23 protein-coding genes, 1 other RNA gene and 2 pseudogenes are annotated in these 25940 nt (G+C 57.5%); 15 read left to right on the top strand and 11 right to left on the bottom strand.

Annotation, left to right across the window (positions count from 1 at the left end; all coding sequences use genetic code 11):
• Nucleotides 1-172: 172 nt before the first annotated feature.
• The gene (locus GRH90_RS12600) at nucleotides 173-1114 is read left to right on the top strand and encodes a TerC family protein (protein ID WP_162366303.1); all 942 of its coding nucleotides are present in this window, start codon (nucleotides 173-175) and stop codon (nucleotides 1112-1114) included.
• Here the strand turns inward: GRH90_RS12600 and GRH90_RS12595 are convergent.
• From GRH90_RS12595 to uxaC, 4 genes are all read right to left on the bottom strand, one after another.
• A complete protein-coding gene (locus GRH90_RS12595) occupies nucleotides 1111-1653 on the bottom strand; it encodes a YgjV family protein (RefSeq protein ID WP_162366302.1) in 543 nt (180 codons plus the stop codon). The genes GRH90_RS12600 and GRH90_RS12595 overlap by 4 nt on opposite strands.
• 93 nt (nucleotides 1654-1746) lie before the next feature.
• The gene (locus tag GRH90_RS12590) at nucleotides 1747-3234 is read right to left on the bottom strand and encodes a UxaA family hydrolase (RefSeq protein ID WP_162366301.1); all 1488 of its coding nucleotides are present in this window, start codon (nucleotides 3232-3234) and stop codon (nucleotides 1747-1749) included.
• 18 nt (nucleotides 3235-3252) lie between these two features.
• Nucleotides 3253-4704 carry a tagaturonate reductase gene (locus GRH90_RS12585; protein ID WP_162366300.1) on the bottom strand — a complete coding sequence of 484 codons (1452 nt, stop codon included), beginning with the start codon at nucleotides 4702-4704 and terminating at the stop codon, nucleotides 3253-3255.
• 85 nt (nucleotides 4705-4789) lie between these two features.
• Nucleotides 4790-6199 carry a glucuronate isomerase gene (gene uxaC, locus GRH90_RS12580; RefSeq protein WP_162366299.1) on the bottom strand — a complete coding sequence of 470 codons (1410 nt, stop codon included), beginning with the start codon at nucleotides 6197-6199 and terminating at the stop codon, nucleotides 4790-4792.
• 549 nt (nucleotides 6200-6748) lie between these two features.
• Here uxaC and GRH90_RS12575 point away from each other — a divergent pair.
• The 9 genes and pseudogenes from GRH90_RS12575 to GRH90_RS12535 all read left to right on the top strand — a co-directional run bounded on the left by GRH90_RS12575 (nucleotide 6749) and on the right by GRH90_RS12535 (nucleotide 13582).
• Entirely contained in the window at nucleotides 6749-8047 is a 1299-nt protein-coding gene (locus GRH90_RS12575; protein WP_162366298.1) for an MFS transporter, read from the top strand.
• 276 nt (nucleotides 8048-8323) lie between these two features.
• On the top strand, nucleotides 8324-9100 hold the full coding sequence (gene exuR / locus GRH90_RS12570; RefSeq protein ID WP_162366297.1) for a transcriptional regulator ExuR: 777 nt from the start codon (nucleotides 8324-8326) through the stop codon (nucleotides 9098-9100).
• A gap of 244 nt (nucleotides 9101-9344) precedes the next feature.
• On the top strand, nucleotides 9345-10016 hold the full coding sequence (locus GRH90_RS12565) for a DedA family protein (protein ID WP_162366296.1): 672 nt from the start codon (nucleotides 9345-9347) through the stop codon (nucleotides 10014-10016).
• A gap of 5 nt (nucleotides 10017-10021) precedes the next feature.
• Nucleotides 10022-10411, top strand: a complete 390-nt coding sequence (gene mzrA / locus GRH90_RS12560) for an EnvZ/OmpR regulon moderator MzrA (RefSeq protein WP_162366295.1) — start codon at nucleotides 10022-10024, stop codon at nucleotides 10409-10411.
• Nucleotides 10412-10626: 215 nt separating this feature from the next.
• Nucleotides 10627-10932: an ElaB/YgaM/YqjD family protein gene (locus tag GRH90_RS12555; protein WP_162366294.1), complete on the top strand. Its 306-nt coding sequence runs from the start codon at nucleotides 10627-10629 to the stop codon at nucleotides 10930-10932.
• 5 nt (nucleotides 10933-10937) lie between these two features.
• Nucleotides 10938-11321 (top strand): annotated as a pseudogene (locus tag GRH90_RS12550) (phage holin family protein); the annotation flags it as partial.
• Nucleotides 11322-11395: 74 nt separating this feature from the next.
• Nucleotides 11396-11680 carry a YqjK-like family protein gene (locus GRH90_RS12545; RefSeq protein WP_162366293.1) on the top strand — a complete coding sequence of 95 codons (285 nt, stop codon included), beginning with the start codon at nucleotides 11396-11398 and terminating at the stop codon, nucleotides 11678-11680.
• Between the two features lie 311 nt (nucleotides 11681-11991).
• The gene (locus GRH90_RS12540) at nucleotides 11992-12387 is read left to right on the top strand and encodes a DoxX family protein (protein ID WP_162366292.1); all 396 of its coding nucleotides are present in this window, start codon (nucleotides 11992-11994) and stop codon (nucleotides 12385-12387) included.
• A gap of 193 nt (nucleotides 12388-12580) precedes the next feature.
• The gene (locus tag GRH90_RS12535) at nucleotides 12581-13582 is read left to right on the top strand and encodes a glutathione S-transferase family protein (RefSeq protein WP_162366291.1); all 1002 of its coding nucleotides are present in this window, start codon (nucleotides 12581-12583) and stop codon (nucleotides 13580-13582) included.
• A 4-nt stretch (nucleotides 13583-13586) separates the two neighbouring features.
• On the opposite strand, the gene GRH90_RS12530 is transcribed toward GRH90_RS12535, so the two are convergent.
• Nucleotides 13587-14477, bottom strand: a complete 891-nt coding sequence (locus tag GRH90_RS12530; protein ID WP_162366290.1) for a LysR family transcriptional regulator — start codon at nucleotides 14475-14477, stop codon at nucleotides 13587-13589.
• A gap of 209 nt (nucleotides 14478-14686) precedes the next feature.
• Between GRH90_RS12530 and GRH90_RS12525 the strand changes: the two genes are divergently transcribed.
• Nucleotides 14687-15436 carry a pirin family protein gene (locus GRH90_RS12525; RefSeq protein ID WP_162366289.1) on the top strand — a complete coding sequence of 250 codons (750 nt, stop codon included), beginning with the start codon at nucleotides 14687-14689 and terminating at the stop codon, nucleotides 15434-15436.
• Nucleotides 15437-15532: 96 nt separating this feature from the next.
• On the opposite strand, the gene rnpB is transcribed toward GRH90_RS12525, so the two are convergent.
• Together rnpB and rsmI are read right to left on the bottom strand one after the other, a co-directional pair.
• Nucleotides 15533-15909: RNase P RNA component class A (gene rnpB / locus GRH90_RS12520), an RNA gene on the bottom strand.
• A 25-nt stretch (nucleotides 15910-15934) separates the two neighbouring features.
• The gene (gene rsmI / locus GRH90_RS12515) at nucleotides 15935-16804 is read right to left on the bottom strand and encodes a 16S rRNA (cytidine(1402)-2'-O)-methyltransferase (protein WP_162366288.1); all 870 of its coding nucleotides are present in this window, start codon (nucleotides 16802-16804) and stop codon (nucleotides 15935-15937) included.
• A 62-nt stretch (nucleotides 16805-16866) separates the two neighbouring features.
• On the opposite strand from rsmI, the gene GRH90_RS12510 reads away from it, so the two are divergent.
• Genes GRH90_RS12510 through dolP form a run of 4 tightly spaced genes read left to right on the top strand, consistent with a single transcriptional unit; the run spans nucleotide 16867 to nucleotide 20386 of the window.
• Nucleotides 16867-18819, top strand: coding sequence for a penicillin-binding protein activator (locus tag GRH90_RS12510; protein ID WP_162366287.1), 1953 nt, complete (start codon nucleotides 16867-16869; stop codon nucleotides 18817-18819).
• Nucleotides 18777-19166, top strand: coding sequence for a YraN family protein (locus GRH90_RS12505; protein ID WP_162366286.1), 390 nt, complete (start codon nucleotides 18777-18779; stop codon nucleotides 19164-19166). Before GRH90_RS12510 ends, GRH90_RS12505 begins: the two co-directional genes overlap by 43 nt.
• Before the next feature lie 44 nt (nucleotides 19167-19210).
• On the top strand, nucleotides 19211-19801 hold the full coding sequence (diaA, locus tag GRH90_RS12500; RefSeq protein ID WP_162366285.1) for a DnaA initiator-associating protein DiaA: 591 nt from the start codon (nucleotides 19211-19213) through the stop codon (nucleotides 19799-19801).
• Nucleotides 19802-19810: 9 nt separating this feature from the next.
• Nucleotides 19811-20386, top strand: a complete 576-nt coding sequence (dolP, locus tag GRH90_RS12495) for a division/outer membrane stress-associated lipid-binding lipoprotein (protein WP_162366284.1) — start codon at nucleotides 19811-19813, stop codon at nucleotides 20384-20386.
• Nucleotides 20387-20458: 72 nt separating this feature from the next.
• Here the strand turns inward: dolP and mtgA are convergent, their stop codons facing one another.
• The 4 genes and pseudogenes from mtgA to mnmL form a co-directional block, all read right to left on the bottom strand.
• Nucleotides 20459-21187, bottom strand: coding sequence for a monofunctional biosynthetic peptidoglycan transglycosylase (gene mtgA, locus GRH90_RS12490; RefSeq protein WP_162366283.1), 729 nt, complete (start codon nucleotides 21185-21187; stop codon nucleotides 20459-20461).
• Nucleotides 21184-21837 (bottom strand): isoprenoid biosynthesis glyoxalase ElbB, encoded by a 654-nt coding sequence (gene elbB / locus GRH90_RS12485; protein WP_162366282.1) that lies wholly within the window; start codon nucleotides 21835-21837, stop codon nucleotides 21184-21186. Before elbB ends, mtgA begins: the two co-directional genes overlap by 4 nt.
• Nucleotides 21838-22017: 180 nt before the next feature.
• A pseudogene (gene arcB, locus GRH90_RS12480) lies at nucleotides 22018-24406 on the bottom strand (aerobic respiration two-component sensor histidine kinase ArcB).
• Between the two features lie 77 nt (nucleotides 24407-24483).
• On the bottom strand, nucleotides 24484-25410 hold the full coding sequence (gene mnmL / locus GRH90_RS12475; RefSeq protein ID WP_162366280.1) for a tRNA modification radical SAM protein MnmL/YtqA: 927 nt from the start codon (nucleotides 25408-25410) through the stop codon (nucleotides 24484-24486).
• Nucleotides 25411-25940 lie beyond the last annotated feature (530 nt).

Below are 25940 nucleotides of genomic sequence, written 5' to 3'. Positions count from 1 at the left end.
GTATGTCGTCAATACGATGCTAGCGCATCCGGCTACCGGGCAACCAGAACGGTATTTCATCTGCGTTGTAAGTGAGACCTTGCCGGAAGGCGAGGTTTGTTTACATCCTGGATCAGGAGAAAACGGCTGCGTCTTCCGACGTTAGCCGTTTTTTTTTACAGGATATCCTCAGATGAATACCGTTGGCACACCTTTGCTTTGGGGCGTTTTTGCCGTCGTGGTCATTATTATGCTGGCCATCGACCTGTTGTTGCAGGGCAAGACCATGACGTTAAAACGGGCCGCCTGCTGGTCCGTGGTATGGGTCTCCTTGTCCCTGCTGTTTAATGCCGCCTTCTGGTGGTATCTCGCCACTACCCAGGGCCGGGCCGTCGCCGACCCGCAGGCGCTGGCCTTCCTTACCGGTTATTTGATTGAAAAAGCGCTGGCGGTGGATAATGTATTCGTCTGGCTGATGCTGTTCGGCTATTTTGCCATACCGGCGCAGTTGCAACGGCGCGTACTGGTCTATGGGGTGCTGGGCGCCATCGTGCTGCGTACGTTGATGATATTCGGCGGCAGCTGGCTGGTAACCCGTTTCGACTGGCTGCTGTATGTTTTCGGCGCCTTCCTGCTGTTTACCGGCATCAAGATGGCCTGGTCGAAAGAGGATGATTCGGCGTTGGGAGATAAGCCTTTGGTTCGCTGGCTGCGCGGTCATTTACGCATGACCGACGAACTGCACGGCGAACGTTTTTTTGTCCGGCAAAATGGCGTGCTGTTCGCCACGCCGCTGATCTTGGTACTGATCCTGGTGGAATTCAGCGACGTGATTTTTGCCGTCGACAGCATCCCGGCCATTTTTGCCGTCACCACCGATCCCTTTATCGTGCTGACGTCCAATCTGTTCGCCATCCTGGGACTGCGCGCCATGTATTTTATGCTGGCGGGCGTAGCCGAACGGTTCTCGCTGCTGAAATACGGCCTGGCGCTGATCCTGGTGTTTATCGGCGCCAAGATGCTGATTGTGGACATCATCCATATACCCGTGGCGATTTCCCTGGGCGTGGTGGCCTCTATCCTGGCCGCCACCTTGCTGATTAATACCTGGGTTAATCGGCGCAACGGCGTTTAACGCGTCGAGACGGCTTTATGTTCAGCGGCGAACGGGTCGATGCCGCGTAATTGCATGCGGCGAAAGCGCACGATATTAATGCCGTTGACGATTAAAAAGCTGCCCTCGATAAGCGAGCCGCCGATGGAGCCAAGCCAGATATTATGGGTGACCCAGCCGGCGGTGGAACACCACATCACGCAGCGGGTGGTCAGCCCGCTGGTGCGGAACAGCGCCCAGGTGCTGAGCACCGTGCCGGTAATGGGCAGCAGCTCGACGGCGTGCTTAACCTCGGAAAGCCCGAGCGCCAGGGTCAGGATGATAAACACAAACATCACCACAATGCTGCGGGTGCGGGTGGATATCACCGTACGAAACGCGTTGAGCACCGCGCTCATGCCCGCGGCGTTGGCGCCCATCAAAAAGAAATGGCAGCCGATAATGAAGCTGTATAGCGCAAGCTGCAGTTTGAATTTACGATCGTCGCGTTTGATGAACATGGTGATGCCGACGATAAAAGCCAACACTCCCACGGCCTGGGCGATCCAATAAAGGCTCATGGCACGGCATTCCTGTGATTTTTGGAAGAAAAAAGAAAACGGCGCTTCATTAATATGAAACGCCGTTCTTATACTAAGGATTCGGGATAATTTTTACAATGTTACGCCGCTTTTAAATATGGCCAGTTCCCGGAAGTCATTCTTTTCATTGCGGGAATGCTTGCCATTGGCAATGGCGACAATTAAATCGACAAATTCCGCCAGTACCTGATCCATCGCCACGCCGTGAATCAGCCGGCCGGCGTCGAAATCAATCCAATGAGGCTTTTTAGCCGCCAGTTCACTGTTGGTTGCCAATTTTACCGTCGGCACAAATCCGCCGTAAGGGGTGCCGCGACCGGTGCTGAACAACACCATATGGCAACCCGCTCCCGCCAGCGCGCTGGTCGCCACCGCGTCGTTGCCCGGCGCGCTGACCAGGTTAAGCCCCGGCACATGCAGGCGTTCACCATATTTCAGCACGTCCATGACCTTGCTCTGGCCGGCCTTTTGCGTACAGCCGAGGGATTTCTCCTCCAGGGTGGTGATGCCGCCGGCCTTATTCCCCGGCGAGGGGTTTTCATAAATAGGCTGTTGATGGGTGATAAAATATTGTTTGAAATCATTAACCATATGCACGGTCTTTTCAAACGTCGCCTCGTCGCGGCAGCGGCTCATCAGGATACGCTCGGCGCCGAACATTTCCGGCACTTCGGTTAATACCGAGGTGCCGCCGTTGGCGATAACATAATCCGAGAAACGCCCCAGCAGCGGGTTGGCGGTAATGCCGGACAGCCCGTCCGAGCCGCCGCATTCCAGGCCGAATTTCAGTTCGCTGAGTTTACCCGGCTGGCGTTTATCCTCACGCATCGCCAAATAAAGCGCGCGCAGGCATTCCAGCCCGGCCTCCACTTCGTCATCCTGCTGCTGGCAAACCATAAAGGTCACCCGCTGCGGGTCGTACTCGCCAAGGGTGGCGCGGAACACGTCGACCTGGTTGTTCTCGCAGCCAAGGCCTATCACCAACACCGCGCCGGCGTTGGGATGACGTACCATATTCTGCAGCATGGTACGGGTGTTTTCATGATCCTGCCCGAGCTGCGAGCAGCCGAACGGATGGGTAAACAGATGAACGCCGTCGATATCCTCGGCGCCAAAGGTTTCCTTTAAAAAACGCTGCTGGATCTGTTTGGCTATGCCGTTGACGCAGCCGACGGTCGGCAGGATCCACAGTTCGTTGCGGATGCCTACCTCGCCGTTGGCGCGGCGATATACCTGGATCTCGCGATCGGGCATCTGCGCCGGCAGGGTTTTGAAATCCGGCAGGTACTGATATTCATCCAGATCGCTAAGATTAGTCTTGGCGTTTTGGGAATGGATATGCTGGCCGGGAGCGATGGGGCTCAGCGCATGGCCGATGGGCAGGCCGTATTTAACGATCATTTCACCCTCGCCTATCGGCGCCAGGGCAAACTTATGGCCCCGGGCAATAGGCTGGTGCAGCGTGATGGTCACGCCCCCCATTTCAACCGTTTCATTCGTGTCGAGGTCTTGCAGGGCGACCGCCACATTGTCTGAAGAATGAATTTTAATAATATTCATGAATTAACCTTTATGCTTTCAGCAATAGGCTGAAACGGCGGCACGCATACCCTGATCGATAATAGCCTGCAGCTGCTGTTCAACCTGTTTTGCCAGGCCGGGAACCTGGAGCAGGTCCTGTTCCCAGTGCTCTGTATCGCCCAACACGTCATTCACTAAAGTGCTTAACGCAACCTCACCTTTGTCCACACCGCTCCAAAGCGATTTGAAACGAGTGATCCATTTTTCATCATCCTGCAGCGGGAAGCTTTCGCCGTTGCGTTCACCGTGGTAAAACGCGATAAGCGCGGCCAGGGCGAAGGTTAAACGGACCGGAAGCTCACCCTGTTGTTCGCGATAGGACAGCAGCTGCGGCAGGATACGGGTACGGAATTTGGTCATGCCGTTCAGCGCGATGGACAATAGCTGATGCTGGATAAACGGGTTGCGAAAACGGCTCAGCACCGCCTGGGCAAACGAAGCCAGCTCGTCATGAGGCAAATCCAGCACCGGCACGATTTCCTCGGCAATGGTTTTTTCTACAAACGCGCTTATCAGCCGATCGTTCATCGCCTCGCCGACGGTGTCCAGGCCGGACAGGAACGCGACCGGCACCAGCGCGGTGTGCGCGCCGTTCAGGATGGCCACCTTGCGTTCTTTGTAGGGCTTGATGTCGTCGACAATACGCACGTTCAGGTCCAACTTGTCCAGGCGCAGTTCCTTGGCCAGCCACCGCGGTCCCTGGATAACGAACAGGTAGAAATATTCGGCGGTATCCAGGAAGGTGTCCTGGTAGCCCAGTTCGGCCTGGAGTTCGTCCACTTCGCCACGCGGATAACCGGTCACGATACGGTCGACCAGGGTGGAGCAAAAAGTGTTGTGTTCATTGAGCCAGGTGGTGAACTCGGCGGGCAGCGACCATTGTTGGGCATAACGCAACACCAGTTCCTGCAGCGCCTCGCCGTTGTAGTCGATCAGTTCGCACGGCAGCAGCACCCAGCCTTTGTCGGCCGCGCCGTCGAAATGGCTGAAGCGTTCGAACAACAGGCGGGTCAGCTTGGCCGGATAGCTGGCGGGCGGCGTATCGGTCAGCTTGTCCCCGGCCTGGTAGCTGATACCGGCTTCGGTGGTATTGGAAAAAACGAAACGGATATTGGCGTCGCGCGCCAGGGCCAGGTAATCGTCGAATTCGTGGTAGATATTGATTTCACGGTTAACCGAACGGATCAGGCGTGGATCGCGCACCGCTTCGCCCTGTTCATTCAGGCCGCGGATAATCGTGGTATACAGGCCGTCCTGGGTACTGAGCGACGGCGGGAAATCGGTATTGATCGGACGGATGATAACGATGCCGGCGTCCAGATCGGTATGTTCATTGAGCAGATCCAACTGCCAGTCGATAAAAGCCCGTAAAAAATTTCCCTCGCCGAACTGGATGACACGCGTGGTGTACTGGCGTCCGGGAAAGTTTTGACGATTTAGCGTTTGCATGCGAAATTTACCTTAAAAATTACCCGGCTGCGGATAATAAAAAAATACGGTTTTAACCGGGCGGGCCTGAGGCCCGCCCCCAAAATCAAAGCTCGATGGCGAAGTAGTTTTTCGCGTTATCGAAGCAGATATTTTTCACCATCCCGCCCAGCAGGCTGATGTCCGCCGGCGCTTCGCCCGCTTCCACCCAATGGCCCAGCATGCGGCACAGGATGCGACGGAAATACTCGTGGCGGGTATAGGACAGGAAGCTGCGGCTATCGGTTTGCATGCCGACGAAGCGGCTCAGCAGGCCCAGGTTGGCCAATTGCAGCATCTGGCGTTCCATGCCGTCTTTCTGGTCGTTAAACCACCAGCCCGGGCCGAACTGCATCTTGCCCGGCATGCCCTCACCCTGGAAGTTACCGATCATGGTGCCGATAATTTCGTTATCCGACGGGTTCAGGCAATAAAGGATGGTTTTCGGCAGGGCGTTGTTCCTCGCCTGCGCGTCCAGCAGACGGGACAGCGCCATGGCCACCGGCTGGTCGTTAATGGAATCGAAACCGGTATCCGGGCCAAGCTGTTTCAGCCTGAGGCTGTTGTTGTTGCGCAGCGCGCCGATATGGTATTGCTGGGTCCAGCCGCGACGGGTGTACTCGCCGCCTAAAAACATCAGCACCGCGGTCCTGAACTGGGCAATCTCGTCCCTGTTCGGCAGCGTACCGTCGAGGCGGCGGGTCAGGATGCCGTTCAGGGTACTTTCGTCCGCTTCGCCATAGACCACGACATCCAGGGCGTGATCGGAGACTTTACAGCCGTGGGCGGCAAAATGGTCCAGGCGTTTTTTCAGCGCGTCGGTCAGTGCGCTAAAGCTGTTGATGGCGGTGTCGGAAGCGGCTTCAAGGCGCTTCATGTAATCGTTAAAGCCTTCGGCTTCTATATTAAAGGCTTTATCCGGGCGCCAGCTCGGCAGCACTTTAATATTGAAGCTGGCGTCGTCGGCCACCGTTTTGTGGTGAACCAGGGAATCCACCGGATCATCGGTGGTGCCGGCCAGCTTGACGTTCATCTGTTTCATAATGCCGCGGGCGGAGAAGTTGTCCTGGGCCAGCATTTCGTTGCCGCGATCCCAAATTTCACGCGCGGTGGCGGGCGTCAGCAGCTTGTCGGTAATGCCGAACGGGCGGCGCAGCTCCAGATGCGTCCAATGAAACAGCGGGTTGCCGATAGTATGGGGAACCGTCTTGGCCCAGGCTTCGAATTTTTCAAAGTCGCCGGCGTCGCCGGTGCAAAAACGCTCGGCCACGCCATTGGTGCGCATGGCGCGCCATTTATAGTGATCGCCTTTCAGCCAGATTTCATACAGATTCTTGAAGCGGTAATCTTCCGCAATCTGTTCCGGCGGCAAATGGCAATGGAAGTCATAAATCGGCTGGTCAACGGCGTAGTCATGATACAAACGGCGAGCGAATTCGCTATCCAGCAAAAAATCTTCAGTTAAAAACTGGGACATTTCAGGCTCCTCACCTTCATTTCTTTGAGTTATGTTTCTTAAATGTTGAAAGGTGTTATACCAATTTAGCAGGAAAATGCAGATCCTGCCGGTGCTGATATACCATTTCCTGCCAAAATCAACAAAAACTCAACATATATAGGTCAGCTTAAGGGCTTTCACCCGGCTAACGGGACGATTTATTATCCCTTAAAATAAAAATGGTTTTTGTGATGGCTCTCAACTTTTAAATCTGTATGACAAGTTATCGTAGCGCCACATTGAGTCTGGACTCAATCATTTTGTTTATGTGACCCGACAAAAGGTCATGAATTCATCTGACGGGCCAGGGCGATGAGGATTACCGGCGATAGTCGGCCGGGCGTCCAAAGAGCGATATCGGGTTGGCGGGACAGGCGTTGGCAAGGCGCGGGTCGTTAAAACCGGATAACAGGCCATCAGAATATAACAATAACCGGAGAGTGCGCTTTCCGGCTGGCTCTATACCCGTCGTCCCCATGATATCTGGGTAGTGGGGATGACGGCTCATACTCATTGGGAGAAGTGGTAATGCGTAAAATAAAAGGGTTACGCTGGTATATGATCGCCCTGGTCACCGTTGGCACGGTGCTGGGTTACCTGACGCGTAACGCCATTGCGGTGGCAGCTCCTACCCTCCAGGACCAGCTGCATATCACCACGCAGCAATATTCGTATATTATTGCCGCCTACTCTGCGTGCTATACGCTGATGCAGCCGGTAGCCGGATACGTATTGGATTTACTGGGTACCAAAGTCGGTTATGCGGTGTTTGCCATCGTCTGGGCAATTATGTGCATGGCGACCGCGCTGGCCAGCAGCTGGGGCGGCCTGGCTATTGCCCGTGGCGCCGTCGGCATGGCTGAAGCGGCAATGATCCCCGCCGGCCTGAAGGCCACCAGCGAATGGTTCCCGGCCAAAGAACGTTCCATCGCCGTGGGTTACTTTAACGTCGGCTCGTCAATCGGCGCGATGCTCGCACCGCCGCTGGTCGTGTGGGCGATAGTGGTTCACAGCTGGGAGCTGGCGTTTATTATCGTCGGCGCGTTGAGCCTGGCCTGGGCCATCGCCTGGCTGGTGCTGTACAAACATCCGAAAAACCAGAAAAAACTCAGTGAAGAAGAACGCGAATATATTCTGGGCGGCCAGGAAGCACAACATCAGGTCACCAACGCCAAGAAATTGTCGGCCTGGCAGATTATCCGCAACCGTCAGTTCTGGGGCATCGCCATCCCGCGTTTCCTGGCTGAACCGGCCTGGGGTACCTTTAACGCCTGGATCCCGCTGTTCATGTTCAAGGCCTATGGCTTTAACCTGAAAGAGATTGCGCTGTTCGCCTGGATGCCGATGCTGTTCGCGGATCTCGGCTGTATCCTCGGCGGTTATATGCCTCCGTTCTTCCAGCGCGTGTTTGGCGTCAACCTGATCGTTTCGCGTAAATTAGTGGTTACGCTCGGCGGCTTCCTGATGATAGGCCCGGGCCTGATCGGTCTGTTTACCAGCCCGTATGTCGCTATCGGCCTGCTGTGCATTGGTGGTTTTGCCCATCAATCCCTGTCCGGCGCATTGATCACGCTCTCCTCCGACGTCTTCGGCCGTAACGAAGTCGCCACAGCCAACGGCCTGACCGGCATGGCGGCCTGGACGGCCAGTACCATGTTTGCGCTGGTAGTGGGCGCCCTGGCGGATACCCTGGGCTTCAGCCCGCTGTTCGCGGTATTGTCGGTATTTGACCTGCTAGCCGTGCTGGCGGTATGGACCATACTGCAAAACCGTCCGGTGGTGGAATTGCTGCCCGGGCAGGAGCCGCTCAAACCGGCCCACGGCTAGGTACTAGGCAGTAGTGCCGCGCCCGGACATACTTAGCATGGCGTGGCAGCGGATACCCCCAGCGATCCCCGGCACGTGCCCAGCGCAGCGTCGGGGATTTTTATTCAGGGCAGATGAAAAGTCGGTGTAATAGGATATCGCCATCTAGGCGCTGCATTTAATAAGTGGTATAACAAATATGTCATTTACGTGAGTTCATCGAGCAACTCTTGACGCGTTGCGCCTCGATGGCGCGGCATCGATTGAAACGTTACCCAACATTTAAGAGCCTGTATCATGGAATTCACCGAAACCCGACGATTATATCAACAGCTGGCCGCCGAGCTGAAACAGCGCATCGAGACCGGTGTCTACCCCGTGGGTGAAAAACTGCCGGCGGAGCGCTATATCGCGGAAGAGATGAATGTCAGCCGCACCGTGGTACGCGAAGCCATTATCATGCTGGAAGTGGAAGGTTACGTTGAAGTACGCAAGGGCTCGGGCATCCACGTCATCTCCAATCAGCAAAAAAACCTGCTGCAGCCCGCCGGCGAGTTCGATTTTACCACCGCCGGTCCGTTTGAACTGCTGCAGGCACGTCAGCTGATCGAAAGCAATATCGCCGAGTTCGCCGCTACCCAGGTCACCCGGCAGGATATCGTGCTATTGATGGACATCCAGGAAAATGCCCGCCAGGAAGATCGTTTCCGCGATTCAAAATGGGATCTTAAATTCCACGTCCAGGTCGCATTGGCCACGCAGAATACCGCCATGGCCACCATCGTCGAGCAGATGTGGAGTCAGCGGCTGCATAACCCCTACTGGCGCAAGCTGCATGAACATATCGATGATAAATCCATCGAGAGCTGGTGCGAAGATCACGATCATATCCTCAAGGCGCTGATCCGCAAGGATCCTTATGCGGCCAAATTGGCGATGTGGCAACACCTGGAAAACACCAAGCAAATGCTGTTCCACGCCACCACCGATGATTTCGAGTTTAACGTCGATCGTTACATGTTTAACGAAAACCCGGTCGTGCATCTCGACAGCCTGGCCAACGGCACCAAATAATTCCCCGAACCATCCTTCCTGGCCGCTGGTTGACAGGCGGCCGGAGCGCGTCAGCAAGTGTCGTTTTTCTGTCAGCCGATGTAAAAGATTTCTGAATCTTGCTTTTTTATGCAATATATCCTCGCACCAGGCCCATTGTCGGTTATATTTCCCTGTCTCAAGATGTTTGATTTTGTTACAGTGATACCGCTTTTTTTACACTTTAACCGGGTAGCAAGCTGCTGTTTCAAGTTAGGAATGCTGAATGGATATACTAAAATCCCTGGTACACGCCCTCTGGCAACAGGATTTTGAAACACTTGCCGATCCTACGTTGGTCTGGACCCTTTATCTGATATTGTTTGTCATCTTATTTCTGGAAAACGGTTTATTGCCCGCTGCCTTCCTGCCCGGGGACAGCCTGCTGATCCTGGTCGGCGTGCTGATAGCCAAGGGCACCATGAATTTTCCCCTGACCCTGCTCGTACTGACGGCGGCCGCCAGCCTGGGATCATGGATTAGCTATATACAGGGTAAATGGCTGGGCAATACCCGCATGGTCCAGAGCTGGCTGTCCCATTTACCGGCGCAATATCACCAGCGTTCGCATTCTTTGTTTTACCGGCATGGGCTTTCGGCGTTGCTTATCGGCCGTTTCGTGGCGTTTGTGCGTACCCTGCTGCCGACCATTGCCGGCCTGTCCGGCCTGAGCGACACCCGTTTCCAGTTGTTCAACTGGCTCAGCGCGTTTATCTGGGTCTTTATCCTGACCGCCGTCGGTTTCCTGCTTGGCAAAACCGCCCTGTTCAAGTACTACGAAGATGAACTGATGCTGGGACTGATGTTATTGCCTCTGGTATTCCTGGTGATAGGCCTGGTGGGATCGCTGCTGATTTTGTGGCGCAAAAAGCGCGCGACGGATGCCGGAAAAAGGTAAAGAAAGTGAATGTGAACGTAAAATGGTTTCGTGAACGGTTTACCTGGCGATCGGGGCTGATGGCTACGGTGGCGCTGCTGGCCCTGGTACTGCTGTTGCCCGCGCTGATGACCAAAGAAACTGCGCTGGAGATTACCCTGGCCAGCGAACGCGGATCCCTGCCCGACGGTTTTTATATCTACCAGCGCCTTGACGAGCGCGGCATCAGGATTAAAAGCATTACCCCGGCCAGGGATAGCCTGATTATCCTGCTGGATTCGCCCGAACAGGCGCTGGCGGCGCAGCATGCCCTTGAGGATCTGCTGCCGGACAATTACTCGATTTCACGCAGCCGGCAATATCCCCGCTGGCATTGGCTCCCTTACCTGCATAACGGCAATGCCAAGGTCGGTTGACCCGCCTCAATATGCCGCTACGGCTAAAACCTACTGTTTCCGACCGTTAATGATCCAGCGGAACCTGATTAACCCTAAGAAATTGTTATAAGTTTTTTGCGGTTTGCGAAATCCGGGGCTACTCTTACAGCAAGCGCTAAATATTAGACGCCTATGCAGTAATGATGGATTAATACGGGCTTAAACTGATTCGTAAACGTCGAAGGAGTAAAAAGATGGTTAAAGATACCACCTCTGAACATTTACGCGCCGAATTAAAGTCATTGGCGGACACGCTGGAAGAAGTGCTGCGCGGCTCCTCTCAGAAACCCAAGGCTGAATTCGACAAATTGCGCAGCAAGGCTGAAAGCGCGCTCAAGGAAACCAGGACACGTCTTGGCGATGGCGGTGAACGCCTGGCCGAACAAACCAAAGTGGTTGCGGAAAAAGCGGATGAATATGTACACGACAATCCGTGGACGGGCATCGGCATCAGCGCCGTGGTCGGCTTCGTCCTCGGCGCGTTGATAATGCGGCGTTGATGACAATGATTGAACAGCAAAGCCAAGGCCCTGGCAAGGGCATCTTCACCATAGGCCAGCGTATCATTACCATTATTGTCAGTATGGTGGAGACCCGCCTGCGTTTGGCCGTGGTAGAGCTGGAACAGGAAAAATCCAATATTATCCAAATGCTGATGATGGCCGGTATTACGTTGTTACTGGCCGCTTTCGGTTTGATGAGCCTGCTGGTCCTGCTGATCTGGGCCATCGATCCGCAATACCGGCTGACGGCGATAGCCACCACCACCGCGGTGCTGTTTGTGCTGGCGATTATCGGCGCCATCTGGACGCTGGGCAAGGCGCGGAGTTCCAGCCTGCTGGGCTCCACCCGCGAGGAACTGCAGGTGGATCGCAATATATTGGAAAAGGTCCAGGACGAAATCCAGGAAGAAGAAAAAGCCCGCAAGCGTGAAAAGGAAAGGGAAAAAGAACGGGAGGGCAGATGAGCGACAAAAATCCTAAAGTGACTAAAATAGAGCTATTGCGCAAGATTCATCAACAACGGCTGGATTTAGGCGCGGAAAAACGGGCCTGGTATTACGCCACCGCCCGTTACGATCGCGGCTGGAATACCCTACTGGGTTTGCGCAAGTACCTGATAGCCGGCTCCAGCCTGCTGGCGCTGTACAATATTCGCCATCCCAGCCGCCTGATCCTCTGGACCAAACGCGCGCTCGGCATTATCGGCACGATCAGGCTTATCCGCTCCACGCTCCAATCCCGTTAACCCCCTTATGCAGTAACCCCCGGATCTCGCTAAAATACCGCCCTTGGGGCGGTTTGCGCCTGCTCATAAAATAGTGCTCGCGGGCAGGTTCGCGCGCTGCGGTAGATAGCGCCGGGCGATAAGGCTGATGGCTTTGCTCAATTTATTTGATAATAACCGACAGTTTTAATCGCTATCACCCAACCTCTCAGACAGATACCATCCCCCCTATCAAACGTAACGGGTATTAGAGCCGACTAACAGCCCTTAAAACCTGGCGTATCCTGGCTTTCATAACGATGGCCGCTGTACAAAAATGAGATGATAAGAAGATGAAAAAATTAGATGATAGCGCCATTCTGGTTGCCCGTATCCTGATGCCAGTCCTGTTTATCGTCGCCGGCTTCGGCAAAATGGGCGGCGGTTACGCCGGTACCCAACAATATATGGAAGCGATGGGCGTACCGGGCTTTATGTTGCCGCTGACCATATTGCTGGAATTTGGCGGCGGTCTGGCCATCCTGTTCGGATTCCTAACCCGCACCGTGGCGTTGGTTACCCTGGTCTTTGTGCTGCTGACCGCGTTTATTTTCCATAGCGATTTCTCCCAGGCCGGCAATCAGATCAACTTCATGAAAAACCTGTCCATCTCCGGCGGCTATTTACTGCTGGCGGTGCTCGGCGCCGGTTATTTCAGCATTGATCGCGTATTGAACAAAAAGTGGTAACAGGCCGCCCTCATTAAACGTGGCTACACTTACCATGCCACCAAACTTAAACCCGGCGTGTCAGGGGAGGGCGTGCCTATGGGGTCGAAGCGGACAAGGTTTTTCCGTCCATCAGAACGCCCCATGGCACGGGAGGCCCCCAACACCCGGGGTTAAACCCAACTGTGTATCAACGGAAAGAAGGAGCGCGTTTATGGGACTGCTCGTAGAAGGCAAATGGCAAGACAGCTGGTACGACACCAAATCCACCGGCGGGCATTTCGAACGCTCGGCCGCGCAGTTCCGTAACTGGATTACACCCGACGGCGCTCCCGGCCCCGCAGGGCGCGGCGGTTTTGCGGCGGCGGGCCACCGCTATCATCTCTATGTCTCGCTGGCCTGCCCCTGGGCGCACCGCACGCTGCTGATGCGCAAGCTCAAGGGGCTGGAATCCCTGATCCCGATATCGGTGGTCCATCCCCTGATGCTGGAAAACGGCTGGACCTTCGGCACCGACTTCCCCGCCGCCACCGGCGACCCGCTTTACAATAAGGATTATCTCTACCAGCTCTATCTCGAGGCCGACCCGCGCTACAGCGGGCGCACCACGGTGCCGGTGTTATGGGATACCGTTGGAAAAACCATCGTCAGCAATGAATCGGCGGAGATTATCCGCATGTTCAACAGCGCGTTCGACGGCGTCGGCGCCCGCGCCGGCGATTATTATCCCCGGGAGCTGCGCGCGCAGATCGACGAGATCAACGCCTGGGTCTACGATCGGGTCAACAACGGCGTATATAAAGCGGGCTTTGCCACATCGCAGCAGGCCTATGATGAGGCGGTGGAGGGAGTTTTCGCCGCGTTGGAACGGCTGGAGACAATCTTAGGCCGCCACCGCTACCTGACCGGCGACCGCCTGACCGAGGCGGATTTGCGCCTGTGGACCACATTGATCCGCTTTGATCCGGTTTATGTCACCCATTTCAAATGCGATCGCCGCCGGATTGGCGACTATCTCAACCTGTCGGGCTTCCTGCGCGATATTTACCAGATGCCGGGCGTCAGCGACACGGTGGATTTTGCCCATATCCGCAACCACTATTACCGCAGCCACGCCACGATCAATCCGCACGGCATTATCTCCATCGGCCCCTTGCAGGACCTGGACGAACCGCACGGCCGCGACGATCGTTTTGGCCCGGCCGGCGAAAGCTGAGCGTTCAGGCAAACAATCGCGGGATTTCACGCAGGAACCAGGACTTGGCCTCGCCCATGCTGTCGCGGCGCCAGGCCATGATAATGTCGTTCTCCATGCTGTATTCGGGGCCGACCACCCGCAGCCGTCCGGCGGCAATATCCCCTGCCACCAGCGGATACGGCATGGTGGCCACGCCCAGCCCGGCCAGCAGCGCCTGGTGCTTATCGTGCATGGAGCTGACCGTCAGGCGTTGCTGCTTATCCAGCAACTGGACGGTCAGCACCGGTCGTTCGCGGGCGGTGTCGGCAATGGCAATGCCGCGATATTTCACCCGGGTCAGCTCGGAGAGCGGCTCCGGCTCCTGGTGGATCGGATGATCCGGGCTTGCCACGTAGACATTGAGGATTTTATACAGCTTGCGGCTGTTGATTTCAGAGGAGGTGCGAAAATGCATATCCGGCGCGATAACGATATCCGCCCGCCCCTGCTCCAGCCGTTCCCATGCCCCGGCCAGCACCTCGGTAATAATCGACACCTGGGTATTGGCCTTGAGCGTCAGTTTTTCAATTAACGGGAACAGCTTTTCGCTGGGCACCAGCGCTTCCGTCACCAAGGTCAAATGGGTTTCCCAACCGCGCGCCAGCGCTTCGGCATCGGTGGTCAGCTTATCCGCCGCTTCCAGCAGCACACGCCCGCGCTCCAGCAGCATCCGGCCGACGTTGGTGAACTTGGTGCGGTGCCCGGAACGGTCGAACAGCACCACGTCCAGCTCTTCTTCCAGCTTTTGCATGGTATAGCTGAGCGCCGAGGGAACCCGGCCCAGCTCATCCGCCGCCGCCGCAAAGCTGCCGCGGCGGTCGATAGCATCCATCACCCGTAATGCTTCCAGCGTTAACGCCCGTTCTCTTGCCATTACCGGTCTCATTCAGGAATTTTGAACATACTGACCAGATTAACTTGCTAACAATCCGCCGTCCATACCCTTACTATTTATAAAGTAAAGTTTTTGGCGTCCTGTCCCGATATCGCCGGCGCGATGACGGGTGCGACGATAAGCACGCCATCCTACCCTACAGGCAATAAAAATGAGCGTTTTGCTCATCCAGAATAAGCAGAAAAGCCATGATTACATACAGAACGGCGAAACAGTGCGGCCATGCCGACTACGGTTGGCTACAGGCCCGTTATACCTTTTCCTTCGGGCATTTTTTTGATCCCAAGATGCTTGGCTACGCGTCCCTGCGCGTGCTGAACCAAGAGGTGCTGGCGGTCGGCGCCTCCTTCCAGCCGCGCGCCTATCCCCAGGTCGATATCCTTAACCTGATCCTGCGGGGGCAGGCGGAATACCGCGACAGCGAGGGCAACCATATCCAGGTCTCCGCCGGCGACGCCCTGCTGCTGGCGGCGCAGGCCGGGGTCACCTACAGCGAACATAATATCGGATCGGCGCCGCTGACCCGTCTGCAGCTGTGGATGGATGCGTGCCCTGCTAGGGAAAACAGCGTGGTCCAGCGCCTGGCGATACCCGACCGGCCCCACCTGCTTCTGGCCTCGCCGGACGGCGAAGACGGCAGCCTGCAGCTGCGCCAGCAGGCCTGGGTACATCATGTGGAGCTGCCGGCGGGGCAAAGCCTGACGCTTGATCTGCAGGGCTCGCGCGCCTATCTGCAATCGGTGCACGGAACCGTTTACCTTGGCGACCCGGATCATATCATTAACCCTGCGCATAGCGGCCACCCGGACCATGCCGCTAGCAGGGACACTCCAACCTCGTTGACCTGCGGCGATGGTGCCTTTATCCATAATGAGCACCGGGTCCGGCTACAGGCGCAAACGCCGCTGCGGGCTTTATTGATTGATTTGGCGGACTAGGGATGGGATAGCATGATGTTGCGCGCCAAGGCAGCCGTCGTGGTTTGCGGGGCGAAAAAAAACCCCATGCCATAAACAGGCACGGGGTTAACGCGATAATGGAGTTGACCGGTAAGCCGGGTTCTGTCGAGGACAATCATTCATCTAGGCCAGCGCTCGCGCGCTGGCTCAAGCAGCCTACCCGGGTTCAGTACGGGCCGTACCTTGTGAACCCCTATTTGGCCTTGCTCCGGGTGGAGTTTACCATGCCACAAACTGTTGCCAGCCGCGCGGTGCGCTCTTACCGCACCCTTTCACCCTTACCTGATCCCGCTTGCGCGGGCCATCGGCGGTTTGCTCTCTGTTGCACTTGTCGTGGGTTTGCACCCCCCAGGCGTTACCTGGCACCCTGCCCTATGGAGCCCGGACTTTCCTCCCCATAACCTTGCTTCCCGAGGGAAGGTCAGCTAAGCGGCGATTGTCTGGTCAACTCCGGCGCGGAGTATAAAAGCTTTTTAATCAATTGTCATCCCCAAGCTGATCCAGGGCATAACGATAGAGGGCATTTTTTTTCACGCCGTGGATTTCAGCGGCCAGGGCGGCGGCTTTATTCAGCGGCAGCTCCTTTTGCAGCAGCCCGAGGGTGCGCAGCGCCTCCGGCGGCAGGGCGTCGTCCTGGACCTGAAAACCTTCGACCACCAGCACCATTTCACCGCGCGCCCGGTGCTCGTCCTCGCCGACCCAGGCCAGCAGTTCGCCTACCGGCGCGCCGTAAATACTCTCCCAGGTCTTGGTCAGTTCGCGCGCCAGCACCACATACCGCGCCGGCCCCCATACGGTGACCATATCCTGCAGGCTCTCGAGCAGGCGATGGGTGGACTCATAGAAAATCAGCGTGCGTGGTTCCTGCTCCAGGGCCAGCAGGGTATCCTGGCGGCCTTTGCGCCTGGCCGGCAGGAAACCCTCGTAGCAGAAGCGATCGGAGGGCAGCCCGGCGGCGGACAGCGCGGTAATGGCCGCGCACGGACCCGGCAGCGGCACCACCCGGATACCCGCCTCGCGACAGCGGCGCACTAAATGATAGCCCGGATCGTTAATCAACGGCGTGCCTGCGTCGCAGACAAGTGCGATACTCTGTCCTTCCTGGAGTTTTGCCAGCAAAACATCCGCTTTTTGCTGTTCGTTATGATCATGTAACGCGAACAGGCGCGCATTTATGGCAAAATGTTGTAACAATAGACCGGTATGACGGGTATCTTCGGCAGCAATCAGGTCAACCCGCTGAAGTGTCGACAGCGCCCGCTGGGTGATGTCTTCCAGATTACCAATGGGAGTCGGTACCACATAAAGCGTTGATGCGGAAATATCCGCTTGTTGGTGTTGATTCATTGTCTCATCCGGATTGCCGATTTAATATTGAGCATCTTGAAAAAAACATCACTGGATACAGAATGCTTTACTCATATGTCATGGGTTTTAAAACAGGGCGTGTTCTACCCGTCGTGCTGGCTGCGCTGATCCTGGCGGCGTGTTCTGGCCAGGAGCCGCAGACACCGGCCGGCGGCGGGCAGGTCAAGGCCGGCGCCAACGCCGATTACTACCTGCAACAAATGCAGCAGGCGGACAATGATAGCAAGACCGACTTTCAATTACTTGCCATTCGCGCGCTGATTAACGAAGGCAAGACCGATCGGGCGCAGCAGTTGCTCGGCACGCTACCCCAAGCGCTGACCGATGTCCAACAGCGCGAGCAGCTTTTGCTGTCCGCCGAACTGGCCGTCGCGCAAAAACGACCGCAGGACGCCGCCGCAGCGCTGCAAAAACTGGACCCGGGACAGCTCACCGCCGAGCAGCAGGCCCGTTTCCTGCAGGTGCGCATTGCCGCGGGCCAGGGCCAACAGCCGTCGCTGGATCTGCTGCGCGCCTATATCGCCCAGGAGCCTTTGCTAAAAGACCAGGCGCATCAGCAGAATATCGACCAGACCTGGCAAACCCTGCTGGCGTTTTCGGCTCAGCCGCAGGCCAACCTGGTGATTAACGCCGACGAAAACGTCCTGCAGGGCTGGCTGGATTTGCAGCATGTCTACCAGGACAATAAACAGGATCCCGCCCTGCTGAAGGCCGGCATCAGGGATTGGCAGACCCGTTATCCGCAGAACCCGGCGGCCAAGACCCTGCCGACCCAGCTTAACCAGGTGCTGAATTACCAGCCCTCGTCGGCCGGACAAATTGCCCTGTTCCTGCCCATGAGCGGACAGGCGCAGGTGTTTTCCAGCGCCATCCAGCAGGGATTCAACGCCGCCAGGAATGGTGTGAACACGGCGCCGGTCGACCCGGCGCCCGCCGGCGGCACCGCGGCAGCAACCCCGCCCGCGCAGCCGCCAGCCGCCACGCCAATCACGGCGGGCCAGGCCAGCGGCACGCAGGTAAAAATCTATGATACCTCCAGCCAGCCGCTGCCGGCGCTGCTGGCGCAGGCGCAGCAGGACGGGGCGACCATGATCGTCGGCCCGCTGCTGAAAAACGAGGTGGAACAGCTCTACGCCAGCCAGAGCACAATGAATATCCTGGCGCTCAATCAACCGGAGCATCTGCAGAACCGGCCGAATATTTGTTATTTTTCACTGTCGCCCGAAGACGAGGCCCGCGACGCCGCCAACCACATCTTCCAGCAGCACCGGCAACAGCCGTTACTGCTGGTGCCGCGCGGATCGCTCGGCGATCGCGTCGTCAAGGCCTTTGCCGACGCCTGGACCAAGGCCGGCGGCGGCGCCGTGCTGGAGCAGCGTATCGGCGCCGTCGGCGAGCTGAAGCAGGCCATCAACAGCGGCAGCGGCATCCAGCTCTCCGGCCAGCCGGTATCCTCCGCCGCGCCGTCCGAGCCACAGTCGGTGACCATCGCCGGGCTGACCATTCCGGCACCGCCGAGCGATGCGGCCGTTTCCCCTTCCGCCACCGGCGGGGGCGCCGTCGATGCGGTATATATTATCGCCACGCCATCCGAGCTGGCGTTGATCAAACCCATGATCGACATGCGTACCAGCTCGCGCGCGCGCCTGGGCCTGTTTGCCAGCTCGCGCAGCTACCAGGCCGACGCCGGCCCGGACTACCGTCTGGAAATGGAAGGGCTGGAGTTCAGTGATATCCCGCTGCTGGCGGGTGCCAACCCGGGCCTGTTGCAGCAGACCAGCGCGCAGTTCAAGGAAGATTATTCCCTGGTGCGGCTGTACGCCATGGGCATGGACGCCTGGACGCTGGTTAACCATTTCTCCGAAATGCGCCAGATCCCCGGCTTCCAGGTGGCGGGCGATACCGGCCAGCTGTCGGCAACACCGGATTGTGTTATCAACAGGAAATTGTCTTGGCTGAAATACCAACAGGGAAAATTGGTACAGGCACTCTAAACCGGCGGCAGTCCGGCGCGCAGGCGGAACTTCAGGCGCGCCGGTATCTGGAAGATGCCGGACTGCGCTTCGTCGCCGCCAATATGCGGGTGCGCGGCGGCGAGATCGATTTAATCATGCGGGAGCGCCACGCCTGGGTGTTTGTCGAAGTGCGTTATCGCCGTAATAACGCCTTCGGTACCGCCGCCGAAAGCATCACCATACACAAACAACGCCGGTTACTGCTGGCGGCAGCGGTCTGGCTGGCGCGCCGGGGCGAAAGCCTCGAAACATCCCCTTGCCGTTTCGATATCCTGGCAATCACCGGTTGCCGGGTAGAATGGCTGGTAAACGCCTTCGGCGCATAGGGATTACCGCTAATCCATTTATTACATAATTAGGCTTAACTAACGTGCTGGAAAGAATAAAAGGTTGTTTCACCGAAAGTATCCAAACCCAGATCGCGGCGGCGGAAGCGTTGCCCGACGCCATATCCCGCGCCGCCACGGCCCTGGTGCAGGCGTTGCTCAGCGGCAATAAGATCCTGTGCTGCGGCAACGGAACATCCGCCGCCAACGCGCAGCATTTCGCCGCCAGCATGATCAACCGTTATGAGACCGAGCGCCCGAGCCTGCCGGCGGTGGCGTTAAACGCCGACAGCGTGGTGCTGACCGCCATCGCCAACGATCGCCTGCATCAGGAAATCTATGCCAAGCAGGTACGCGCTCTGGGGCAGGCCGGTGATATTCTGCTCGCTATTTCCACCCGGGGTAACAGCCGTGATATTGTGAAAGCGGTGGAAGCCGCGGTAACCCGCGATATGACCATCATAGCCCTGACGGGTTACGACGGCGGCGAACTGGCGGGATTGCTCGGCCAGCAGGACGTTGAAATCCGAATTCCTTCCCACCGCAGCGCGCGCATACAGGAAATGCATATGCTGACGGTAAATTGTTTATGCGATCTGATTGATAATTCATTGTTTCCTCACCAGGACGATTAAGGAGCTCAAATGAAGGTTCGTTTCCCATTTGTACTGCTGTTCACCGCCCTGCTGCTTCAGGGATGCGTCGGTGCGGTGGTGGTCGGCAGCGCGGCGGTGGCCACCAAGACCGCGACGGATCCCCGCACGGTAGGGACCCAGGTCGATGACGGCACGTTGGAAGCCCGCGTAGGCAACGCGTTGGCCAAGGACGCGCAGATTAAGAAAGAAACGCGGATCGTGGCCACCGCCTACCAGGGCAAGGTCCTGTTAACCGGCCAAGCGCCGTCCGCCGAATTGGCCACCCGGGCCAAGCAGATTGTGGTGGGCGTGGACGGCGCCACCGAGGTGTATAATGAAATTCGCCAGGGACAGCCGGTCAGCCTGGGGCGCGCCTCGATGGATACCTGGATCACCACCAAGATCCGTTCGCAGCTGCTGGCCAGCGACGCGGTGAAATCCTCCAATGTCAAAGTGACCACGGAAAATGGCGAAGTCTTCCTGCTGGGCCTGGTGACCAACGAAGAGGGCAAGGCGGCGGCGCAGACCGCAAGCCAGGTGAGCGGCGTTAAACACGTCACCACGGCGTTTACCTACATAAAATAAGCTACCGCCCGGGTTCATCGCCGGCGCGGCGGGAACCCGGGTAAGGCGCAGCGTAACGGCCATAAGCCTTATTCAGCGCAGGCGGTTCTCCCGCAGGTAATCCTCGCCCCCCATCTGGCGCATCTGGCGCATAATCCACTGCTGGCGCATCTGTACGTAACGCGATGGAGCATCGGCGCGAAAGCGCAGCGGGTTCGGCAGTACCGCAGCCAGCAGCGCCGCTTCCGAGGCGCTCAGCCGGCTGGCCGGTTTGCGGAAATAGCGCTGGGCCGCCGCTTCCACCCCAAAGGTGCCCTCGCCAAACTCGGCAATATTCAAATACACCGTCAGGATGCGCCGCTTGGTCCAGATACCCTCCATGGCGAGGGTAATGCCGGCCTCCAGGCCCTTGCGGGCCCAGCTGCGCCCGTTCCACAACAGTAGGTTCTTCGCGGTTTGCTGGGAGATCGTGGACGCGCCGCGCATGCGCTGGCTGCGTTCGTTGTGCGCCGCGGCCGCCTGGATGGCGTCGATATCAAATCCCCAGTGCTGCGGAAACTTCTGGTCCTCGGCCGCAATCACCGCCAGCGCCATATTTGGCGAGATATCGCTCATGCCCACCCAGTCGGAATGGGCGACATAATCAAAATCGCCGTGCAGCCAGGCGCCGAGCTGACGCTCGGTCATGACCGCAGAGAAAGGCACCGGCAGAAACGCAAACACCACCACCGACAATAGCCACACGCCGAGCAGCGCGGCACATCCCGCCAGCAGCCACTTCGCCGCGCGTATCGCCAAAAGCCTGCCGCCCCTGCCCCTCATGCGGTCAATTCCAGCACCCGCGCCACCAGTTTATCGATACCCTTTGCCGCCTCGGCAATCGAGGCGGCCAGCATATAGCCGGGGGTGGTGATCACTTTATTGTCGGCATCGACCACGATATCGTCCACCGGACAGACCACATGGATACCGCCCATATCCTCGATCATTTCCGCGGTATCAATGTCGGTGCCGATGGTTAAACGCAAGGGCGTATCGAGCAGCTTCGGCAACAGCGCCGACGCGATGCAAATAAAACCGATTGCTTTACGCCGCTTATGTATTTCCCGGGTCAGGCGACGCAAATCGGCATCCACTCCACACTCGGCGCCTTTGTCGGCAATATCGCTCAGGTTCAGCACTGCGCCGAATCCACCCGGCACGATCAGCGCGTCAAGCTCATCCGCGCGCGCCTCGGACAGCGGGCGGATATGGCCGCGCGCGATACGCGCGGACTCGACCAGGATATTGCGTTGCCCCGTCGTTTTTTCACCGGAAAAATGATCGATAACAACGGCCTGCATGCTGTCAGGCGCAAAGCATACCGCCTCGGCCCCGGCCCGATCCAGGGCCAGCAACGTCAGTACCGCTTCGTGAATTTCGCTACCGTCATGCACACCACACCCACTTAAAACGACGCCGACGCGTTTCATAAATGTCCTCACTTCAATCAGGCCGGTGAAAATATTATTTCTATTGACAAAGTCTATTCTACATCCCAAATTTTAATGGTTCTTGTAACATTACTGCGTTCTTTTGCTATGTTGATAATTAACGCTTAACGATTCTAGTCTACTTGCCAACCAACAACGCCGGAAAATAATTGGCGGGTATCAGTTTCCCTGGTGTTGGCGCAATCTTCGCGCACCCCGGCCTAGGTCGGGGTCATTTTTTCCCAGCCTGTCCTACCCACTCACGCAGCGTTTGCACATCGTTACGCCACTCCTGGTCCAGTTCGTCCACCCATTCCTGCACGTTATCCCACCAGGCCGGTAAATCAGGCGACTGGATTTGCTGCGCCAGCTGCTGCAGATGCAACAGCCCGATGGAGCCGGCGGCGCCTTTGATCTTATGGCCTTCCTCGGTGATGCCGTGCTGGTCGCGCGCGGTCATATTAGTCGACAGGAGAGCCATGTAACCGGGCATCATCTTCTCGAACATCTCCAGGCCCTGTTGTATCAGCGAGGGGCCGACCAGATCCAGGTACTGCTCGAGCATCGCGGTGTCCAGGATAACCTGCGCCGCCGGGGCGAGCGCGTCATCAACCACGCCCGAGGGCGGCTGTTCGTCGGGGTGGTCCCAGAAACGCTGGATTACGTCGGTCAGGGCCGATACCGCCAGCGGTTTACTCAACACATCGTCCATGCCGGCGTCGAGGTACTCCTGCTTGTTTTTCAGCACGTTGGCGGTCAGGGCAATCAGCGGCGGCAGCTGTTGCCCGGCATAGCGCCTGCGCAGTTCGCGGGAGATATCCAGCCCGGTCATATCCGGCAGCTGGATGTCCAGCAGCACCAGGTCATATTCGTCGGGATCAAACATCGCCAGGGCGTCGGTGCCGGTCATCGCCACATCCACGCTGCTGCCCAGTTTTTCCAGCACCGAACGCGCCACCACCACGTTCAGTTCGATATCCTCCACCAGCAGCACGTTGAGCGCCGGCAGCGGCATATCCTCTTGATCGTCCGTCTCCTCCAACAGCACTTCCGGCGCCATGATGGATAGGCTAAAACACGAACCCGAGCCCGGCCGGCTTTTCACCTGGATATCGCCGCCCATGGCCTGAGCCAGGCGTTTTGAAACCGCCAGCCCGATGCCGGTGCCGGTGGCGGGCTTGCCGCCGTTTTGATCCTTAACCTGGTAATACATGGCGAAAATCTTGTCCTGTTCGTCCTCGGGGATGCCGATGCCGGAATCCTGCACATCGAAGCACAGCAGGTCGCCCGCCTCACGCCAGACGCGAATGACAATTTCGCCGCGCTGGGTAAATTTTACCGCGTTGCCGATCAGGTTCCACAGAATCTGGCGCAGGCGGGTGCCGTCGGCGATAATACTGCCCGGCAGCGGTTCAACCGGCTGCATCCTAAGCGTCAGCCCCTTGGGCTGGACCAGCAGGCCGGACAGGTTTTCCAGGTCCGTCAGGAACGCGGTGAAGTCCAGCGGCTGGTTATCCAGCTGCACCTTGCGCCGTTCCAGCTTATCCATTTCGATGATGTCATTGAAGATATTGCCCAGGGTGATGGCGCTGACATGGATGGTCTTCAGGTAATTAAGCTGCTCCTGGTCCAGATGGGTATCGAGCAGGATGCGGCTCAGGCCGACGATGCCGTTAAGGGGCGTACGCAGCTCGTGGCTGATCGTTGAGATAAAGGTGGTCTTCTCCCTGCTGGCGTTCTCCAACGCGTCCTGGTAGCGCTTACGCTCGGTTATATCGCGGCCGAAACCCATCAGCCCGTGCCGTTTGCCCACCCGATCGTAAAACGGCACCTTGCGCAGCTCAAAACAGGCCTTGCGGCCGTCCGGGTAGACCAGCCACTGCTCATAGGTCAGCGACACGTTGTGGCGAAACACCTTCTCATCGGTTTCGATCACTTTTTCCGCAATATCCGGCGCATACACATCCCGCGGGGTCAGCCCCACCAGCTGCTTCTCGCTTTTGCCGACCAGCAGCTCCGTCGCGCGGTTGCAGCCGGAAAACTCCTTGTTTTCATTGCGGTAGTAAACCAGGTCGGGCGAGGCGTCCAGGAAAGAGCGCAGCAACGACGATTGCTGTTCCAGCTCGATTTGCGCCTGCTCGCGCCGGGCCATTTCCTCGGTGAGCTTGACCATGGCGCGCTGGCGGGCGTCCTCCGCCTTTTCGCGATCGGCGATCTCCTGGTTTAAATGCGCGATATTATCCTGCAACTGCTGGTTGAGCAGCAGGTCGCGGTTGCGCATCTCCTCCAGCTTATCCACCAGCCGCGCCAGCCGTTGGCGGGATTCCTCCAGTTGCTCGACCACCACCGACAGGAAATAGACCGCCCAGGGGGTAATCAGCAGGCCGAAAAATATCGAGCGCACCACGTCGATGCTTTCCACTTCGCCACGCAGCAGCATGGTCACGGCCATCTGCACGATCATGGCCAGCACCACCAGCGCCGACGCCAGAAGCAGCGAAAAACGGACCAAACCCAACTTGACCATCAGGTCGACGTAATATTGCGCCAGCAGGCGGATTTGCTTCATAGCGGTTTCCTTGGGTAGCGATGCCGTCAATCATACCGTAAAAAACGATTTCATACGTGCCGTCGCGGGGATAAGGGTCAGGACGCCGGCCGGAACGGCGTGCCCAGGGCGCAGCCCTGGACGCCATGGTTCCTGAGGTTATTATACAGGGAATTCATCCCGTTCCAGTGATTGGCGCACCACAACGGTGCAAGCAGGGTCGGCGGGCGGGCGCTGGCGCAGATACGGTGGAAGACAACCGCGGGAGGCGTATGGCGGATCATGTCGCCCGCGACGGCGGTATAATCCTCCAGGCTTATTTCGGCCAGGCGCCCCGCCCGCCAGGCCTTGGCCATGACGCTGCCCTCGACCACCAGCAGCGGGTGCAGCTTCAGGCCGTCCACGCCGGCCGCCAGCACCTGCTCAAGGGTGGACATGCATTCCGCCGCCCCTTCCCCCGGCAGGCCGACGATCAGATGGGTACAGACGCGCAGGCCGCGCCGCCGGGCCTCGGCCAGGGTGCGGCGGTAACAGGCAAAATCATGACCGCGATTGATGCGGCGCAGGGTTTTATCCTGCGCGCTTTGCAGCCCGAGCTCCAGCCAGACCTCATACCCCAGCGACTGATAGCCGGCCAGGAGATCCAGCACCTCGGGCGGCGCGCAGTCAGGGCGAGTGCCGACGCAAATCCCGACGATATCGGCCTGCGCCAGCGCCTCGCGATAGAGCCGGTCCAAAACCCTCACTTCTGCATAAGTACTGGTATAGGCCTGGAAATAGGCCAGGTAGCGTTTGGCCCGGTCGACGCTGGCGGCCTGCCCGGCGATCTGTTCGCCGACGCTGTGAAACCGGCTTTGCTCGTCGGCGAAGGAGGCGACGTTGCAAAACGTGCAGCCCCCGCGCCCGAGGGTGCCGTCGCGGTTGGGGCAGCTAAACCCCCCGTGCAGCGAGAGTTTATAGACTTTTTGGCCGTAGCGGCGTAGAAGGTCGCCGCCAAACATGTTGACTACCTGCAGCAACTGCATATTCTGGAGATCCTGGCCCGTTAAGGTCGCCTAGGCTAGCCGATTTGCCCGGTCGTCATGATGATATTGATCAATGCCCGCCGCCGGCGAGGATCTCATCGCATAATTATGCATACCAGATGAGAATAAAATCAATTCTCACTAATTAAAATTTCTTATTCCAACCAGGCAAATCATTCATAATGTCACTATCATGACAAAACAGTGTCATGCATGGTAAAAAATACGCTAGCCAGCACATCCTGCTGTTGTGGGCCGCGGCACTAGCATGGTGCAGAGATACTAGCGCTGCACTATAGTGAGACAGCGCATTTCGACGCCGGCGCCTTTGGCCGCTTAGAACGCTACCAATAAGCATGTAATATATGAATAATCAATATGTTGATTCTGTTACCGGCCGGTTTAAACGCCTTGGCAGAGGGATTTGACCTGCGGGGTGTTTATCGTTAATTTGGAAGACCGCTGGAAGAATTCTGGACGGGTTAACGACTCGTCATAGTTATGCAGTTACGAAGACTCCTTCTTGAAGC

Origin of the sequence: Acerihabitans arboris (genome assembly GCF_010131535.1) — a bacterium.
In the GTDB taxonomy this organism is placed as follows: domain Bacteria; phylum Pseudomonadota; class Gammaproteobacteria; order Enterobacterales; family Enterobacteriaceae; genus Acerihabitans; species Acerihabitans arboris.
This window is presented reverse-complemented; position numbering and strand designations above follow the sequence as displayed.